The organism is Mesorhizobium sp. M0139 (assembly GCF_040322455.1).
In the GTDB taxonomy this organism is placed as follows: domain Bacteria; phylum Pseudomonadota; class Alphaproteobacteria; order Rhizobiales; family Rhizobiaceae; genus Mesorhizobium.
This window is the reverse complement of the sequence record NZ_JAMYTN010000008.1, coordinates 152,729-167,058: the sequence shown is the minus strand read 5'-3', so window position 1 is coordinate 167,058 and position 14,330 is coordinate 152,729. Positions and strand designations below refer to the sequence as shown.

At 64.8% G+C, this 14,330-nt stretch carries 16 protein-coding genes; 10 read left to right on the top strand and 6 right to left on the bottom strand.

Annotation, left to right across the window (positions count from 1 at the left end):
• The first annotated feature begins 26 nt into the window (after nt 1-26).
• A complete protein-coding gene (locus tag NKJ58_RS15900) occupies nt 27-842 on the top strand; it encodes a class I SAM-dependent methyltransferase (RefSeq protein WP_023804622.1) in 816 nt (271 codons plus the stop codon).
• Nucleotides 843-852: 10 nt separating this feature from the next.
• Here the strand turns inward: NKJ58_RS15900 and NKJ58_RS15895 are convergent, their stop codons facing one another.
• Nucleotides 853-1,347, bottom strand: a complete 495-nt coding sequence (locus NKJ58_RS15895) for a DUF2244 domain-containing protein (RefSeq protein WP_023733582.1) — start codon at nt 1,345-1,347, stop codon at nt 853-855.
• Nucleotides 1,348-1,369: 22 nt separating this feature from the next.
• Here NKJ58_RS15895 and nth point away from each other — a divergent pair, with 22 nt between their 5' ends.
• Nucleotides 1,370-2,203, top strand: a complete 834-nt coding sequence (nth, locus tag NKJ58_RS15890; RefSeq protein ID WP_023683078.1) for an endonuclease III — start codon at nt 1,370-1,372, stop codon at nt 2,201-2,203.
• Here nth and NKJ58_RS15885 read toward each other — a convergent pair.
• The 4 genes from NKJ58_RS15885 to NKJ58_RS15870 form a co-directional block, all read right to left on the bottom strand.
• Entirely contained in the window at nt 2,163-3,671 is a 1,509-nt protein-coding gene (locus tag NKJ58_RS15885; protein WP_023817173.1) for a tripartite tricarboxylate transporter permease, read from the bottom strand. The genes nth and NKJ58_RS15885 overlap by 41 nt on opposite strands.
• 9 nt (nt 3,672-3,680) lie before the next feature.
• On the bottom strand, nt 3,681-4,154 hold the full coding sequence (locus NKJ58_RS15880) for a tripartite tricarboxylate transporter TctB family protein (protein ID WP_023686558.1): 474 nt from the start codon (nt 4,152-4,154) through the stop codon (nt 3,681-3,683).
• 94 nt (nt 4,155-4,248) lie between these two features.
• Entirely contained in the window at nt 4,249-5,226 is a 978-nt protein-coding gene (locus NKJ58_RS15875) for a tripartite tricarboxylate transporter substrate-binding protein (protein WP_023704194.1), read from the bottom strand.
• Between the two features lie 178 nt (nt 5,227-5,404).
• Complete coding sequence (locus NKJ58_RS15870) at nt 5,405-5,860, bottom strand: DUF2214 family protein (RefSeq protein ID WP_023704193.1); 456 nt, start codon at nt 5,858-5,860, stop codon at nt 5,405-5,407.
• A gap of 141 nt (nt 5,861-6,001) precedes the next feature.
• On the opposite strand from NKJ58_RS15870, the gene NKJ58_RS15865 reads away from it, so the two are divergent.
• The 3 genes from NKJ58_RS15865 to NKJ58_RS15855 all read left to right on the top strand — a co-directional run bounded on the left by NKJ58_RS15865 (nt 6,002) and on the right by NKJ58_RS15855 (nt 8,135).
• Nucleotides 6,002-6,232 carry a YdeI/OmpD-associated family protein gene (locus NKJ58_RS15865; RefSeq protein ID WP_023683083.1) on the top strand — a complete coding sequence of 77 codons (231 nt, stop codon included), beginning with the start codon at nt 6,002-6,004 and terminating at the stop codon, nt 6,230-6,232.
• A 142-nt stretch (nt 6,233-6,374) separates the two neighbouring features.
• On the top strand, nt 6,375-6,914 hold the full coding sequence (locus tag NKJ58_RS15860; protein WP_023683084.1) for a GNAT family N-acetyltransferase: 540 nt from the start codon (nt 6,375-6,377) through the stop codon (nt 6,912-6,914).
• Between the two features lie 120 nt (nt 6,915-7,034).
• Nucleotides 7,035-8,135, top strand: a complete 1,101-nt coding sequence (locus tag NKJ58_RS15855) for an OmpA family protein (protein ID WP_023733581.1) — start codon at nt 7,035-7,037, stop codon at nt 8,133-8,135.
• Here the strand turns inward: NKJ58_RS15855 and NKJ58_RS15850 are convergent.
• A complete protein-coding gene (locus NKJ58_RS15850; RefSeq protein WP_023683085.1) occupies nt 8,122-8,895 on the bottom strand; it encodes an IclR family transcriptional regulator in 774 nt (257 codons plus the stop codon). The genes NKJ58_RS15855 and NKJ58_RS15850 overlap by 14 nt on opposite strands.
• Nucleotides 8,896-9,101: 206 nt before the next feature.
• On the opposite strand from NKJ58_RS15850, the gene NKJ58_RS15845 reads away from it, so the two are divergent.
• The 5 genes from NKJ58_RS15845 (at nt 9,102) to NKJ58_RS15825 (ending at nt 14,326) form a co-directional block, all read left to right on the top strand.
• Nucleotides 9,102-10,079 carry a Bug family tripartite tricarboxylate transporter substrate binding protein gene (locus tag NKJ58_RS15845; RefSeq protein WP_023683086.1) on the top strand — a complete coding sequence of 326 codons (978 nt, stop codon included), beginning with the start codon at nt 9,102-9,104 and terminating at the stop codon, nt 10,077-10,079.
• 125 nt (nt 10,080-10,204) lie between these two features.
• Nucleotides 10,205-10,741, top strand: a complete 537-nt coding sequence (locus NKJ58_RS15840) for a tripartite tricarboxylate transporter TctB family protein (RefSeq protein ID WP_023683087.1) — start codon at nt 10,205-10,207, stop codon at nt 10,739-10,741.
• A gap of 4 nt (nt 10,742-10,745) precedes the next feature.
• Entirely contained in the window at nt 10,746-12,269 is a 1,524-nt protein-coding gene (locus NKJ58_RS15835) for a tripartite tricarboxylate transporter permease (protein ID WP_023683088.1), read from the top strand.
• A 15-nt stretch (nt 12,270-12,284) separates the two neighbouring features.
• Nucleotides 12,285-13,463, top strand: coding sequence for a CaiB/BaiF CoA transferase family protein (locus NKJ58_RS15830; protein WP_031192914.1), 1,179 nt, complete (start codon nt 12,285-12,287; stop codon nt 13,461-13,463).
• Nucleotides 13,460-14,326, top strand: coding sequence for a citryl-CoA lyase (locus tag NKJ58_RS15825; protein WP_031197621.1), 867 nt, complete (start codon nt 13,460-13,462; stop codon nt 14,324-14,326). The genes NKJ58_RS15830 and NKJ58_RS15825 overlap by 4 nt, the downstream gene beginning before the upstream one ends.
• Nucleotides 14,327-14,330 lie beyond the last annotated feature (4 nt).

Genomic DNA, 14,330 nt, shown 5'->3' with positions numbered 1-14,330 from the left:
ACTGGATTGCGCCCCGGGAGATGCCAATGGCCGGCGAAAGGGTGAATCTGAGCGGAGCAAGGGAGACCTTGCTGATGACGCTTTATGGCAAGGCACTGGAAAGCCGGCTGCCGCATTCGCTGCTCGGGGATCGCTTCGCCGACGAGGCCGTGCGCAAGATCGACTATGATTTCTCGCGCCTCAAGGTCGACACCAATCTCGGCATCGGCCTGGCGATCCGGGCCAAGACGTATGATGTCCGCGTTCAGGACTTCATCGCCAAAAATCCCGGCGCCATCGTGCTGCATCTCGGCTGCGGGCTCGATACGCGCATTTTCCGTGTCGATCCACCCGAAGGCGTGGAGTGGTTCGATGTCGATTTTCCGGATGTCATCGCGCTCCGGCGCAAGCTTTACCCGTCCCGGGACCACTACCACCTCGTCGGCTCTTCGGTAACCGACCCAGACTGGCTGGCAGAAGTGCCGAGCAATCGTCCGGCCGTCGTGGTGATGGAGGGGTTGACGCCTTATCTCCCGGTAGAGGAGGGGCCACGGCTGCTGTCACGCCTTGTCGCGCATCTTGCCGGCGGCGAGCTGATGTTCGACGCCTACAGCCACTTCGGCCTGAAGATGCTGCGCCTCAATCCGACCATCAGGGCGACGGGCGCCGAGGTTCACTGGGCGATCGACGACCCGCAGGTACTGGAGCGTGCCGTTCCGAAGCTGCGCTTTGTCGACGATATCTCGGCCTACAGCGCGGAACGCACAGCGCATATGAGCTGGTCCGCAAAACTGTTCATCGGGCTCTGGAGACACATTCCCGCATTGCGCAAGGTCGGCAGGATTTTACGCTACCGGTTCTGACGCGCCGGCTCTAACGCGTCCTGGCTTTTGTCAGAGCACGTGAAAATGCAGTGGCAAAACTCTCGCGGGAGTCAGGGTCCAGGAATGACCCGATCGGCACATTCTGTCCTTGTGCTTCCACCGTCATCCTGGTGATGCCGATCTCGGCATGGCGAGCGACGGAAAAGCGCGCCCAGAACGGGTTGAAGCTATGCGCTTCCGACCGGCCCGAGGGCGCCGTCTTGCGGATGTCGAGGCTGGTGCGCGACACCGACACTTCCTCGCGGGCACGGGCGGCACGATAGTTGGCGCGGAAGGCGATGTAGACGGCGATGACGTCGAGGCCGAAGAAGCCGAACACCGGCCAAGCGCCGCGCGACAGGAAAAACGCCCCGGTCACCACCCAGCCGAACAGCAGCGCGCCCATCAGCACGGCAAAGCCGGTGCGGCCCAGCGAGCGGTGCGGTGTCAGCAGCGCCTGGAAGAATGGCTCGTCGGCCTGAAACGAGGCGTTTGTGTCGCTCATCCCAGGATATTATAGGAGGGAAATGGCCAGCCCCAAGTCCAAAAATCTTTCCCTATCCAAAAGTGAACTGCCGCCCGGGCGGCGCGACGGCTCGAATGCCAAGCCGCGACCGCGGCCGGCGCGGCTCCGTTCGCTCTACAGCGCCGCCGAGGTGCATGAGATCTTCCGGCGGTTTTCGGTGCAGCGGCCCGAGCCGAAGGGCGAGCTCGAGCACGTCAACGCCTTCACGCTGCTGGTGGCCGTGGTGCTGTCGGCGCAGGCGACCGATGCCGGCGTCAACAAGGCGACGCGGGCGTTGTTCAAGGTCGCCGACACACCTGAAAAGATGCTGGCGCTGGGCGGAGCCAGGGTCGGCGAGTACATCCGCACCATCGGACTCTGGCGCAACAAGGCCAAGAATGTCGTGGCGCTCTCGGAGGCGCTGATACGCGATTACGGCGGCGAGGTGCCCAGCGAGCGCGATGAGTTGGTCAAGCTGCCGGGGGTCGGGCGCAAGACCGCCAATGTCGTGCTCAACATGGCGTTCGGCCAGCACACGATGGCGGTCGACACCCATATTTTCCGCATCGGCAACCGCCTCGGCCTGGCGCCAGGCAAGACGCCCGAACAGGTCGAGCAAGGGCTGCTGCGGATCATCCCGGACGAGTATATGCGCCATGCGCATCACTGGCTGATCCTGCATGGCCGCTATGTCTGCAAGGCGCGCAAGCCCGATTGCCCGGCCTGCGTCATCGCCGATCTCTGCAAGGCCGAGGTGAAGACGACAGACGTGCCGGCGCCGCTGGTGGAAATCGCGGCGCCCGGCGTCCCGACAACTAGCTTTCCTCCACGAACACCTCTTCGCGCTTCTTCTTGACCGACGGCAGGAAGACGACGACGAGCACGGCCAGTGCGACGAGCAGCAGGCCGGCGCTGATCGGCCGCGTCACGAAGGTCGAAGGGTCGCCGCGCGACAGGATCATGGCGCGGCGCAGGTTTTCCTCGAGCAGCGGGCCGAGCACGAAGCCGAGCAGCAGGGGGGCGGGTTCGCAGCGCAGCTTGGTCAGGATGTAGCCGAGCAGGCCGAAGAATGCCACCGCGTAGAGATCGAAGGCGTTGGTGTTGACGCTGTAAACGCCGATCGAGCAGAACGCCATGATGATCGGGAAGAGCACATAATAGGGGATCGTCAGCAGCTTCACCCACAGCCCGATCAGCGGCAGGTTCAGCACGATCAGCATCAGATTGCCGATCCACATCGAGGCGATGGTGCCCCAGAACAGCGCCGGCTGCTCGATCGCGACATTGGGGCCGGGCACGATGCCCTGGATGATCATGGCGCCGATCATCAGCGCCATGACCGGATTGGCCGGAATGCCCAGCGTCAGCATCGGAATGAAGGAGGTCTGGGCGCCGGCATTGTTGGCCGATTCCGGTCCGGCGACGCCGGCAATGGCGCCCTTGCCGAACTCCTCCGGGTGTTTCGACACGCGCTTTTCGACCGTGTAGGAGGCAAAGGCCGCAAGCACCGCGCCGCCGCCGGGCAGGATGCCGAGCGCCGAACCGATGATCGTGCCGCGCACGATGGGCGCGGCCATCGCCTTGAAGTCGTCGCGGGTCGGCATCAGGCCGGAGACCTTTTTGATCATCACCGAGCGCTCGTGCTCGTTTTCGAGATTGCGCAGGATCTCGGCAACGCCGAAGACGCCGACCGCCACCGCGACGAAGTTCAGCCCGTCGGCATATTCGCGGATGCCGAGCGTGAAGCGCGGCGTGCCGGTGTAGATGTCGGTGCCGACAATGCCGAGCAGCAGGCCGAGCACGACCATCGCCAGCGCCTTGACGATCGAGCCGTGGGCGAGCGCGATGGACGAGACGAGGCCGACGATCATCAGCGAAAAATATTCGGCCGCGCCGAATTGCAGGGCTATTGCCGTCAGCGGCGGGGCAAAGACGGCGACGAGAAAGGTCGACACCGTGCCGGCGAAGAACGAGCCGATCGCGGCGATCGCCAGAGCCGCCCCGGCGCGACCGTTCCTGGCCATCTGGTAGCCGTCGATGGCGGTCACGGCCGAGGAGGATTCGCCGGGCATGTTGATGAGAATGGCGGTGGTCGAACCGCCATACTGGGCGCCGTAGTAGATGCCGGCCAGCATGATGAGGGACGAGACCGGGTCGCCGATCTGGAAGGTGATCGGCAGCAGCATGGCGATGGTTGCGGTGGCGCCGATGCCGGGCAGGACGCCGATCAGCGTGCCGAGCAGAACGCCGATGAGGCAAAAACCCAGATTGGCCGGCGTGGTGGCCGTCGAAAAGCCGAGTTCGAGGTTCCTGAGGAGGTCCATCTCAGCGCCTCACAATGCCAGCCATTGGGGCAACCAGGGGCCGAAGCGCTGGAATGGCAGCCCGAGCGCGTAGCTGAAGACCAGCACCGAAAACAGCGTCAGGCCGGCCGACAGCAGAAGTGCCGTCAGCGGCTTCATGCGGGCGCTGGCAAAAGAGGCGATCAGCGCCGTCAGGAAGATCGACGGGACGAAGCCGAGGCCGCGCACGGTCATGCCGAAAAAGATCGGCGCCGGCAGGATGAACAGCATGCCGCGCCACGCAATGGGGCCGATCGGCTCGCCCTCGACGCGCACCGCCTGGACGAGGATGATGGCGCCAAGCACGATCAGCACGATCGCCAGCACCAGCGGGAAATAGCCCGGTCCCATGCGGAAGGCGGTGCCGATTTCGAGGCCGAGCGATTGTATCGCGAAAAAGGCGCCGAAAAAGATGAACAGCGCGGCGCACAGGCCGTTTGTCCTGTCGATGGCGAAAGGTTTCATGGCGGTCCTCCCTGACCCTTGCGACGGCTGCCGTTGCAAATGTGAAACGGACGTCGAAGCGAAAACGGGGCGCCGGCAGCGCCCCGTTCAAGCCTCAGTCGGCGTATTGGCCGGCGGCTTCGATGATCGGCTTCCAACGCGTGATCTCGCCTTCCAGCTTGGCCTTCAGCGCTGCCGGCGTCGCGTCGGACTCGGACGACGGCTTGGTGCCCAGTTCGGCAAAGCGGGCGATGACGTTGGGGTCCTTCAGCGCGACCTGGAGCGATTTCGACAGTCGGCCGGTGATCTCGGCCGGCGTGCCCTTCGGCGCATAGAGGCCGTGCCAGATGCTGACCTGCACCGCGGGCAGGCCGGCTTCGATGGTCGTCGGCACGTCCTTCAGCACGTCGAGGCGTTCCGGCGTGGTGACGGCATAGGCCTTGATCGTGCCGCCCTGGATCTGCTTGGTGGTGTTGGTAGTCTGGTCGCACATAATGTCGACCTGGCCGCCGAGAAGGTCGGTCATGGCCGGGCCGGTGCCCTTGTAGGGTACGGTGACCAGCGGCGTGCCGATGGCGCTCATGAATAGCATGCCGCACAGATGCGAGGCAGCGCCGATGCCGGCATTGGCTACAGTGATGGTGTCCTTGTTGGTCTTGGCGTATTCGACCAGCCCTTTCAGGTCGGCCGGCTCCAGGTCCTTGCGGGCGACGATCGCCATCGGCACCTCGGTGACGAGGCCGACATACTCGAAGGCGTTCAGCGTGTCATAGGCGAGTTTTCTGTAGAGGGTCGCGCTGGTCGCCATGCCGATGTGATGGAGGAGCAGCGTGTAGCCATCCGGGTCGGCGTTGGCGACGCGGCCGGCGCCCAGCGTGCCGCCGGCGCCGCCGACATTTTCGACGATGATCTGCTGGCCGAGATCCTTCGACATGGCTTCGGCGACGAGCCGCGTAACCGTGTCGGTCGGACCGCCGGCCGCAAACGGCACGACGACGGTGATGGTGCGCTCGGGATAGGTCTGTGCGCTGGCGGCGAACGAATAAAGCGAGACGGCCGCGGCGGCGGCCAGGGCGGCTACAATTTTCCTCATCGTAATTCTCCTCCCAGGATATCAATCTCCGATCGCTGTGCAGGTCAGGCAGCGACGGTGCAACAAAGGCAAGCTAACAGATTGTCGCCTGACGCAAACTGCAAAATACAGCCGTGCGCAACCATGGCGATCAGTGCGGAGTATGCCCGGCGGAGATGGGTTTGGTGTTGGCGTTGCTTCAATAACCGTAGCCGCGCGCCATCGCCGCCGCGAAGATCGGGATCAGCAGGAAGATGAAGGCTTCGGCGCGCACATAGGTCTTCACCGAGGCGAGTTCCGCCACCGGCACCTGAAAGCCGGGATTTGCACTGGCTTGCCGCTTCCAAGAGATGAAGCGGATGGTCGGGATGATCGACAGCAGGCCAACGATGCCGAATGCCGCCATCTTGGCCCAGAACACCCAGTTGTAGACGTAGAATTCCCAGCCCTTCAGGCCGTAGATGACGCGGCAGATGCCGATGATGATGATCAGCATGGCGATGATGCCATAATGGCGGTCGATGCCGGCAAGCCGCTTGAGCGTGGCGGCGGAGAGGTCGCCGCGGATCAGGACAAATTCGGCGCCGATGATGCCGGCCAGCGACAACACCAGCAGATGATGGAAAATGGCAAGCACGAGATCGGTGGTGTCCATGGCGTTCTCCTCCCATTGGCAGTATCGAGACCGGCCCTTGCCGGACCGGTTGCGAAAGGTAGCATCGTTCGGCAGAATTCCCAGAGGCGGACCTGGGTTGGACCATCGGCGTCGCCATCCTGACAGCTGGGGTTTTCTGAAATGACCGGACTGAAGCGCGCCCTGAACCCGATGCCGGACGACATCCGCATCGCCCTGACCGAAAAAGGACTGACAGCGGCCTACGAGGCGCGGCCGGACTACCAGAAGAACGACTATCTCGGCTGGGTCGCCCGCGCCAAACGCAGCGACACCAGGCAGAAGCGGCTCGACCAGATGCTGGACGAATTGCGGCGCGGTGGGCTCTACATGAAGATGGTCTGGCACGGCTGAAAGTAAGCCGACGCTGTTCGCTTCGACCGCCTGGTCGCGCCAGGCCGTTCGGAAGCTTCCCTGGCTGAATGATGATCCGGCTTGGCCCTTGTCCGGGCGCGCTGGTTTGCTAAGCGCTGACCGTCAACGGAGGCAGAGTTTCATGGGCAGTCCAAAAACAGCCGGCGTCCCGGTTCTCGAAACGGAACGGACCATCATGCGGGCGCACCGGATCGAAGATTTCGACGACTATGCCGTCATGTGGGCCGACCCCGTCACCACCCGTTTCATCGGCGGCAAGCCGCGGACGCGGGAGGAAAGCTGGATGCGGTTCCTGCGGCATGCCGGCCTGTGGTCGCTGCTCGGCTACGGCTTCTGGGCGGTCGAGGACAAGGCCAGCGGTCGCTTCATCGGCGAGGCCGGATTCCACGATCTGAAGCGGGACATCGAGCCGTCGCTCGAGGGCATTCCGGAAGCCGGCTGGGCGCTGGCGCCGCAAGCGCATGGCAAGGGTCTTGCCAGCGAAGTCGTCAGAAGGGCCCTGGCCTGGGGCGACGACACCTTTGCCGGCGCGAGAACCGTCTGCATCATCGATCCGGAAAACACCGGTTCGTTGAACGTTGCGGCAAAGTGCGGCTACACCAAGGTCCTGGAAACCACCTATCACGACGGGCTGACGATCCTGCTCGAACGGCGGGTGTGAAGCGCTTCATCGACGCAATTTCCACGTTCTGCCAGGGTTGGCTATTCTAATCTAGCTACGCAATTCCTGTGGGAAAACCGCTCACACTTTTCCTGGAATTGCTCTTTGGGGGAGCCGACCATGCGTGCGATCAATGCGATATTTCTGAAGCTTTTCTGGGCGGGGCTGCTGCTGCTGGCGGCCGTGCAACTGGCGGGCGCCGATGCGACGGTGCCGACCGCCGACATCGAGGGCGGTGCCGACAATCATCTGGCCAAGCGCTACGAGGGGTCGTTCATCGTCTCCTACGAAAAATTCGCCTATACCGATTTTACAGTGCCGCTGTCGCCGCTGAAGCCGAGCGCCGATCCGGAGGCCCGTGACACGATGAACAACCGTGTGTTCGCGCCGGACAAGAAGGCTGAGGTCGAAGGCGCGCTGACCCGCATCGCCTATGTGCTGCCGGCCGAGCGCTCCCCGCTCGAAGTGCTGCGCAACTACCAGGATGTGATCGCGGCCGCCGGCGGCGAAGTCCTGTTCGAATGCAAGAAGGAAGAGTGCGGCGGCGCCGCCGACCGGTCGTCGAGCGGTGGCGGCGGCGACATGAGCCTGATGATGTATTTCTTCCATGAAAGCGACGTCAAGGACGCGGCCTTTTCCAATGGCGCCTGTGCGGTAACCACCGGTATCAACGACCAGCGCTTCTTCGCCGCCAAGCTGCCGCAGGACGGCGGCGACGCCTATGTCACGGTTCAGGCCTATTCGCTGATCGACGACCTCTACTGCAAGGAACTCAACGGCCGCACCATTGCCGTCGTTCAGGTGCTGGAGCCCAAGGCGCGCGACAAGAAGATGGTGGTGGTCGAAGCGGCCAAGATGGCGGATTCGCTGTCGGCCACCGGCTCCATCTCGCTCTACGGCATCTTCTTCGACACCGACAAGGCCGACATCAAGCCGGAATCGGAACCGACGCTGAAGGAGATCTCGACGCTTCTGACCAACGAGCCCGGCATGGCGGTGATCGTCGTCGGTCATACCGACAACCAGGGCGCGTTCGACTACAATATCGATCTGTCGTCGCGGCGGGCGCAGTCGGTGAAGGCGGCGCTGGTCTCGAAATACGGCATCGATGGCGGCCGGCTGACCGCCGCCGGCGCCGGCATGATGGCGCCCGTCGCCAGCAATGACGACGAAGCCGGCCGCGCCAAGAACCGCCGCGTGGTGCTGGTCAAGGCGAACTGAGGCCGATCACGGTTTCAGCGCCGGCTAGGCGCGCTGCCTGCTCCAGCATCGAGGCATCCTCGCCGAAGGCGCGGGTGGCGCGAGCGGCGGCCTCCAGCAGGTCCGGTGTCATGCGGCGCAGGAACGCCGTATCGACGCGTGTCGACGGGCCGGCGAGCGTCAAGGCGCCGAGCAGAACGCGGCCCGGTCCGAACACCGGCACCGAGACGCCCGCCGTCTCAGGGTCGCGGTCGCCGATCGACAGATAGTGGCAGGCCTTGCGGATGGTCTCGTATGGTTCGCCCGGCTGGCCTGAAAACGCTGCCAGCACGCGGCCGCCCGAGCCGGTGAGCAACGGCAGCAGGTCGCCTTCCCGGATCGTGTAGCGGATAGGATGCTTGGATTCGACGCGGTAGAGACAGGTGCGGGCGTCGCCCGAGCGGACATAGAACGCCACGCTTTCCCAGCTGCGCTCGGCGAGATCGCGCATGATCGGCAGCAGGATGTCGACCGCCACCACGGAGCGCTGGTAGAGCGCGCCGAGCCGGAAGGTGGCGGGTCCGATGCGGTAGCGGCCATCGTCGAGCCGCTCCAGCAACTGCCCGCGCAGCAATGAGTTCGCCAGCCTCAAAATGGTGCTTTTGTAGAGCCCGGTGCGCGCCGCGATCTCGGCCAGGCTGAGCGAGCGGTCGGCGGTCGCGAACGCGTCGAGAATGGCGATCGCGCGGTCGAGCGCGGCAACGCCATCGGCCGGCAACGGCTGGGATCGCGCTTCGGTCATCTCACGAACAGTTTCATTCCAGTTTACCTGCTCGGACAAAGGCCGGCCGAAGTGATTGTGCCGCACATCCATGGTTCTGTCTAGTAGAACAGCGTTCCTGTTGACAGAACGTACCGAAATCGGCATGAATTTTTGCCGAGCGGGTCTGTTTTCAGGCTACGTTTCTGGCAGGCACCGGAGGAGGTGTCGTGATTTGGAGGAATCCCATGCTGAACAGACGCAGATTTTTGATGAGCACCGCGGCCGCAGGCGCTGCCGGATTCGTCGCAACGCATTTGACGCCCGCTTTCGCTCAGGATGCACCGCAGATCCAGATCTTCGTGCCGGCCGCGCCCGGCGGCGGCTGGGACCAGACGGGGCGCACCATCGACCAGGTGCTGCGCAGTGAAAAACTGATCTCCGGCTCGCAGATCACCAATGTCGGCGGCGCCGGCGGCACTGTCGGCCTGCCGCAGTTCATCAGCCAGTGGAAGGGCAAGGGCAATTCGCTGATGGTGGCCGGCATGGTCATGGTCGGCGCCATCATCGCCAACAAATCGGCCAACAACCTTTCCGAAGTGACGCCCATCGCCCGCCTCACCGGCGAGTTCGAGGCGCTGGTGGTGCCGGCGGATTCGCCGTTCAAGACGGCCGGCGATTTCGTCGCCGCGCTCAAAGCGGATCCGACCAAGGTTCCCGTGGCCGGCGGCTCGGCCGGCGGCTCCGACCACATCCTGTTCGGGCTGATCGCCAAGACGGTCGGCGTTCCGGCAACCAACCTCTCCTATGTGCCTTTCGCCGGCGGCGGCGAGGCGCTGTCGGCGCTGCTCGGCAACCAGGTGGCGGCCGGCATTTCTGGCTTCGGCGAGTTCTCCGAGCAGGTCAAGGCGGGCGCGCTTCGGCTGTTGGCGATCTCCGCCGACAAGCGCCAGGACGGCATCGACGCACCGACGATGAAGGAAGCCGGCATTGACGTCGAACTGTTCAACTGGCGCGGCGTCTTCGCACCGCCAGGCGTCTCCGACGCCGATGAGGCGGCGATGGTCACGATGATCGAGACCATGGCCAAGAGCGATGCCTGGGCAGCCGAATGCAAGAACCGCAACTGGACGCCCATCCTGCTCACCGGCGACGACTATGCGAAATTCCTCGTCGACGACACCGCCCGCATCACCGCGATCCTCAAGGATCTCGGCCTCGCCTGATGTCTTCAGGGGCGGCCACGGCCGCCCCTTCCGACATTCGCCTGCGGCATGGACATATCATGCGCTGGGAGTGAAACTGCGGATGCGGCCGGCGGGAGGATGCCGGCCATCTCGGGAGGACATCGATGAGCACCAGCGACCAGCAGCCGGCGCCCCCGCGCCTTGCCATGCCCGAATTGTTGATCGGCATCGGGCTTCTCGCCTGTGCTGCGGCCGTGGCGTGGCAGACCCTGGCGATCCCGGTTTCGCCGCTCTATTCCAAGGTCGGGCCGACCGTCTTTCCCTACATCACCATGACCGGCATGATCGTGCTTTCGCTGCTGCTCATCGTCGCCGCGCTGCGCGGCGGCTGGCAGCCGCAGGAGGAAAAGGAAACGCCGACCGACTGGAAGGCCATGGGCATCGTCGTTGCCGGCCTGGTCGCCAATCTGGTGCTGATCCAGCCGCTCGGCTTCACCGCCGCCTCGGTCATCATGTTCGTGCTCGTCTGTTATGGCTTCGGCAGCAAGCACACGCTGCGCGATGCGCTGACCGGCCTGATCCTGGCGCTTGCCGCCTATTTCGGCTTTGCCAGGGCGCTCGGCGTCAACATTGGCGCCGGCTTCATCGAAAACCAGCTGAACACGGTGATCGACGCGATCATCGCCACTGCGAGGGGCTGACGCCATGGAGACGCTCGGCCATCTCGCCCACGGATTTTCCGTCGCTTTCTCGCCGATGAACCTGCTGTGGTGCCTGGTCGGCACCACGCTCGGCACGGCCATCGGCGTGCTGCCCGGCCTCGGGCCGGCGCTGACCATCGCGCTGCTGCTGCCGATCACCTACCAGGTGGCGCCGGAGGCGTCCTTCATCCTGTTTGCCGGCATCTATTACGGCGCCATGTATGGCGGCTCGACGACCTCGATCCTGCTCAACACGCCGGGCGAAAGCGCCACCATCGTCACCGCGCTGGAAGGCAACAGGATGGCCCGCTCGGGTCGCGGCGGCGCGGCACTGGCGACCTCGGCGATCGGCTCCTTCGTCGCCGGCACCATCGGCACGATGGGCGTCGCCTTCCTGGCGCCGGTGGTGGTGAAGTTCGCGCTGGCCTTCGGGCCGGCTGAATATTTCTCGCTGATGGTGCTCGCCTTCATCACGGTTTCGGCGGTGCTCGGCTCGTCCTCCGTGCGCGGCCTCACCAGCCTGTTCATCGGCTTCGTCATCGGCATGATCGGCGTCGACCTGCAGACGGGACAGCCGCGCTTCACCTTCGGCATGAACGAACTGCTCGATGGCGTCGATGTCATCATTGCCGCGGTCGGCCTGTTTGCCGTCGGCGAGACGCTCTACATGGCCTCGCGCCGCTATGCCGGCAAGGACGAGATCGTGCCGCTCAAGGGATCGCTCTACATGACAGCGGCCGAATGGGGACGATCGTGGAAGCCATGGCTGCGCGGCGCTTTTATCGGCTTCCCGATCGGCGCCATGCCTGCCGGCGGCGCCGAGATCCCGACCTTCCTGTCCTATGCCATCGAAAAGAAGCTGTCGAAGCACAAGGAGGAGTTCGGCACGGTCGGCGCCATCGAGGGCGTTGCCGGACCGGAAGCCGCCAACAATGCGTCTGCCGCCGGCGTGCTGGTGCCGATGCTCACCCTTGGCCTGCCGACCTCGGCGACCGCCGCAATCATGCTGTCGGCCTTCCAGAGCTACGGCATCAATCCGGGACCGCTGCTGTTGACGACGCAGGGCGATCTGGTCTGGGGCCTGATCGCCAGCCTGTTCATCGCCAACGTCATCCTGGTCGTCCTCAACCTTCCGCTGATCGGGCTGTGGGTACGGCTGTTGAAAATCCCGGCGCCGCAGCTCTATGCCGGCATCCTGGTGTTCGCCACCGTCGGCACCTACGGCATCTCGCAATCGCCGATCGACCTCGTCATCCTCTATCTCCTGGGGGCCGCCGGCTTCCTGATGCGGCGCTTCGATTTCCCGACAGCGCCGGTCATCATCGGCATGATCCTGGGGCCGCTCGCCGAAACGCAGTTCCGCCGGGCGATGACGATCTCGAACGGCGACTGGTCGGTGTTCTACACCCACAAGCTGTCGCTGGTGCTGCTGATCCTCGCCTTCATCGGCCTAGCCGGGCCGCATATCTGGGCCTTCATCGAGCACCGGCGCCGTCGCGGACCGGAGCATGTGCCGGGCGATGCCTGAGCAACCTGGAGCATCATGACCGATCTGCTTGCCGGCATCCGCATCCTCGATCTGACCAATGTGCTGGCGGGCCCTTATTGTGCCTATCAGCTGGCGCTGCTCGGCGCCGATGTCATCAAGGTCGAGACGCCGCAAGGCGGCGATCTGGCGCGCCAGCTCGGCGCCTCGCCGGCGCTCAACAAAGCCGGCATGGGCGCGTCGTTCCTGGCGCAGAATGCCGGCAAGCGATCGGTGGTGCTGGATCTCAAAAGCGAAGCCGACCGCGAACGCTTCCTCGATCTCGTCGCCTCGGCCGACGCGCTGGTCGAGAATTTTCGACCGGGCGTGATGGGGCGGCTGGGTCTCGGCTATGAGGTGCTGAAAGCGGTCCGCCCCGGTCTCGTCTATTGCGCCATATCCGGTTTCGGCCAGAGCGGGCCGATGCGCGACAATCCGGCCTACGACCAGATCATCCAGGGGCTGTCCGGTATCATGAGCATCACCGGCACGCCGGAGACAGCACCCTTGCGGGTCGGCTATCCCGTCGCCGACACGCTGGGCGGGCTGGTCGGGGCCTTCGCAATCGCCGCGGCGCTGGTCAAGCAGAAGACCTCGGGCGAGGGCGCGTTTCTCGATGTCTCGATGCTCGAATGCACGCTGTCGGCGCTGGGCTGGCCGGTGTCCAACTATCTGACCGCCGGCGTCGAGCCGCAGCCGATGGGCAATGAGAACATGACGGCTGCGCCCTCCGGCGCGTTTCGCACCGGCGACGGCCTGCTCAACATCGCCGCCAACAAGCAGGAGCAGTTCGTCATGCTTTGCCGGCTGATCGGCCAGCCGGAACTGGCCGACGATCCGCGCTTTGCCGAGCGCGAGACGCGCAAGCAGAACCGCGCTGTGCTGAAGGTGCTGATCGAGACGGCCTTGGCGAGCGCCTCGGCCGCAGCCTGGGAGGAAAAATTCAACCGCGCCGGCGTGCCGGCGGGCCGGGTGCTGACGATCCCCCAAGTGCTTGGCGAGCGTCAGGTCGTCGAGCGCGACATGACCACGCGTTTCCAGGGTCTGCCCGGCATGGCGCAGCCGCTGACCGTGGTGCGCGGCGGCTTCATGGTCGATGGCGCGGCACCCTTGCCGGTCCTGCCGCCACCGGTGCTGGGTGAGCATATGGACGAGGTTTTTTCCACCCTGCCGCCGCGCGCCAGGAGAAGCGCGTGAGCGAGAGAAAAACCGGCCGCGAACGCGGCGAGGAATGGTGGCAGACCGGCATCATCGAGATGAGCCCCGGCATCATCCGGCTGCGCGGCTATGAAATCCAGGAGCTGATCGGCCGCGTCAGCTTTCCGGCCACGATCTGGCTGATGCTGCGCGGCGAATTGCCGAGCGAGGAGCAGGCGGCGCTGCTCGGCATTGCGCTGGGGGCGGCCGTCGACCACGGGCCGCAGGCGCCGTCGATCGCCATTGCCCGCATGGCCATCACCTGCGGCGTCGGCATCAACAGCGCCATGGCGTCCGCCGTCAACGTGCTGGGTGACGTGCATGGCGGCGCCGGCGAACAGGCGCTGTCCTTCTATGGCGACATTGCCGTGGCACTTGACCAGGGTGTTGCGCTGGACCAAGCCGTAGCCGCACGGCTCGACCGTTTCTTCGCCGAGGAGAAAGGCTATGTGCCGGGATTTGGCCATCGCTTCCACCCGGTCGATCCGCGCGCGCCGCGCCTGATCGAAGTGACGCGCGATTTTGCCGCGCGCGGCGTCGTCAGCGGACGCTTCGCCGACATCGCCGAGGCCGTCGAAGCAGAGGTGGCACGGCGCAAGGGCAAGAAAATACCGCTCAACATCGACGGCGCCACCGCCGTCATCTATGGCGAGCTCGGCTTTCCGCCGCCGTTGACGCGCGGCCTGTTCGTGCTCTCGCGCTCGGTGGGCATCCTGGCGCATGCATGGGAACAGTCGCAGCAAAGCGAGCGCAACAAAGGGCCGCTGCCGCGCGAATGGCTGTGGGCCTATACGGGCACGCCGCTGCGACCATTTCCCGCTGAGGGGGATGAGGGTCCCGCTGAAGGGGACGAGGGCAAGTGAGGTT

Excerpts from the sequence above, each read along its gene's own strand:
- NKJ58_RS15880 (WP_023686558.1), bottom strand. The coding sequence starts at position 4,154 with ATGAAACCTTTCGCCATCGACAGGACAAACGGCCTGTGCGCCGCGCTG.
- NKJ58_RS15865 (WP_023683083.1), top strand. The coding sequence starts at position 6,002 with ATGACCGGACTGAAGCGCGCCCTGAACCCGATGCCGGACGACATCCGC.
- NKJ58_RS15845 (WP_023683086.1), top strand. The coding sequence starts at position 9,102 with ATGCTGAACAGACGCAGATTTTTGATGAGCACCGCGGCCGCAGGCGCT.
- NKJ58_RS15870 (WP_023704193.1), bottom strand. The coding sequence starts at position 5,860 with ATGGACACCACCGATCTCGTGCTTGCCATTTTCCATCATCTGCTGGTG.
- NKJ58_RS15900 (WP_023804622.1), top strand. The coding sequence starts at position 27 with ATGGCCGGCGAAAGGGTGAATCTGAGCGGAGCAAGGGAGACCTTGCTG.
- nth (WP_023683078.1), top strand. The coding sequence starts at position 1,370 with ATGGCCAGCCCCAAGTCCAAAAATCTTTCCCTATCCAAAAGTGAACTG.
- NKJ58_RS15850 (WP_023683085.1), bottom strand. The coding sequence starts at position 8,895 with ATGACCGAAGCGCGATCCCAGCCGTTGCCGGCCGATGGCGTTGCCGCG.
- NKJ58_RS15835 (WP_023683088.1), top strand. The coding sequence starts at position 10,746 with ATGGAGACGCTCGGCCATCTCGCCCACGGATTTTCCGTCGCTTTCTCG.
- NKJ58_RS15885 (WP_023817173.1), bottom strand. The coding sequence starts at position 3,671 with ATGGACCTCCTCAGGAACCTCGAACTCGGCTTTTCGACGGCCACCACG.
- NKJ58_RS15895 (WP_023733582.1), bottom strand. The coding sequence starts at position 1,347 with ATGAGCGACACAAACGCCTCGTTTCAGGCCGACGAGCCATTCTTCCAG.
- NKJ58_RS15830 (WP_031192914.1), top strand. The coding sequence starts at position 12,285 with ATGACCGATCTGCTTGCCGGCATCCGCATCCTCGATCTGACCAATGTG.
- NKJ58_RS15855 (WP_023733581.1), top strand. The coding sequence starts at position 7,035 with ATGCGTGCGATCAATGCGATATTTCTGAAGCTTTTCTGGGCGGGGCTG.
- NKJ58_RS15860 (WP_023683084.1), top strand. The coding sequence starts at position 6,375 with ATGGGCAGTCCAAAAACAGCCGGCGTCCCGGTTCTCGAAACGGAACGG.
- NKJ58_RS15840 (WP_023683087.1), top strand. The coding sequence starts at position 10,205 with ATGAGCACCAGCGACCAGCAGCCGGCGCCCCCGCGCCTTGCCATGCCC.
- NKJ58_RS15875 (WP_023704194.1), bottom strand. The coding sequence starts at position 5,226 with ATGAGGAAAATTGTAGCCGCCCTGGCCGCCGCCGCGGCCGTCTCGCTT.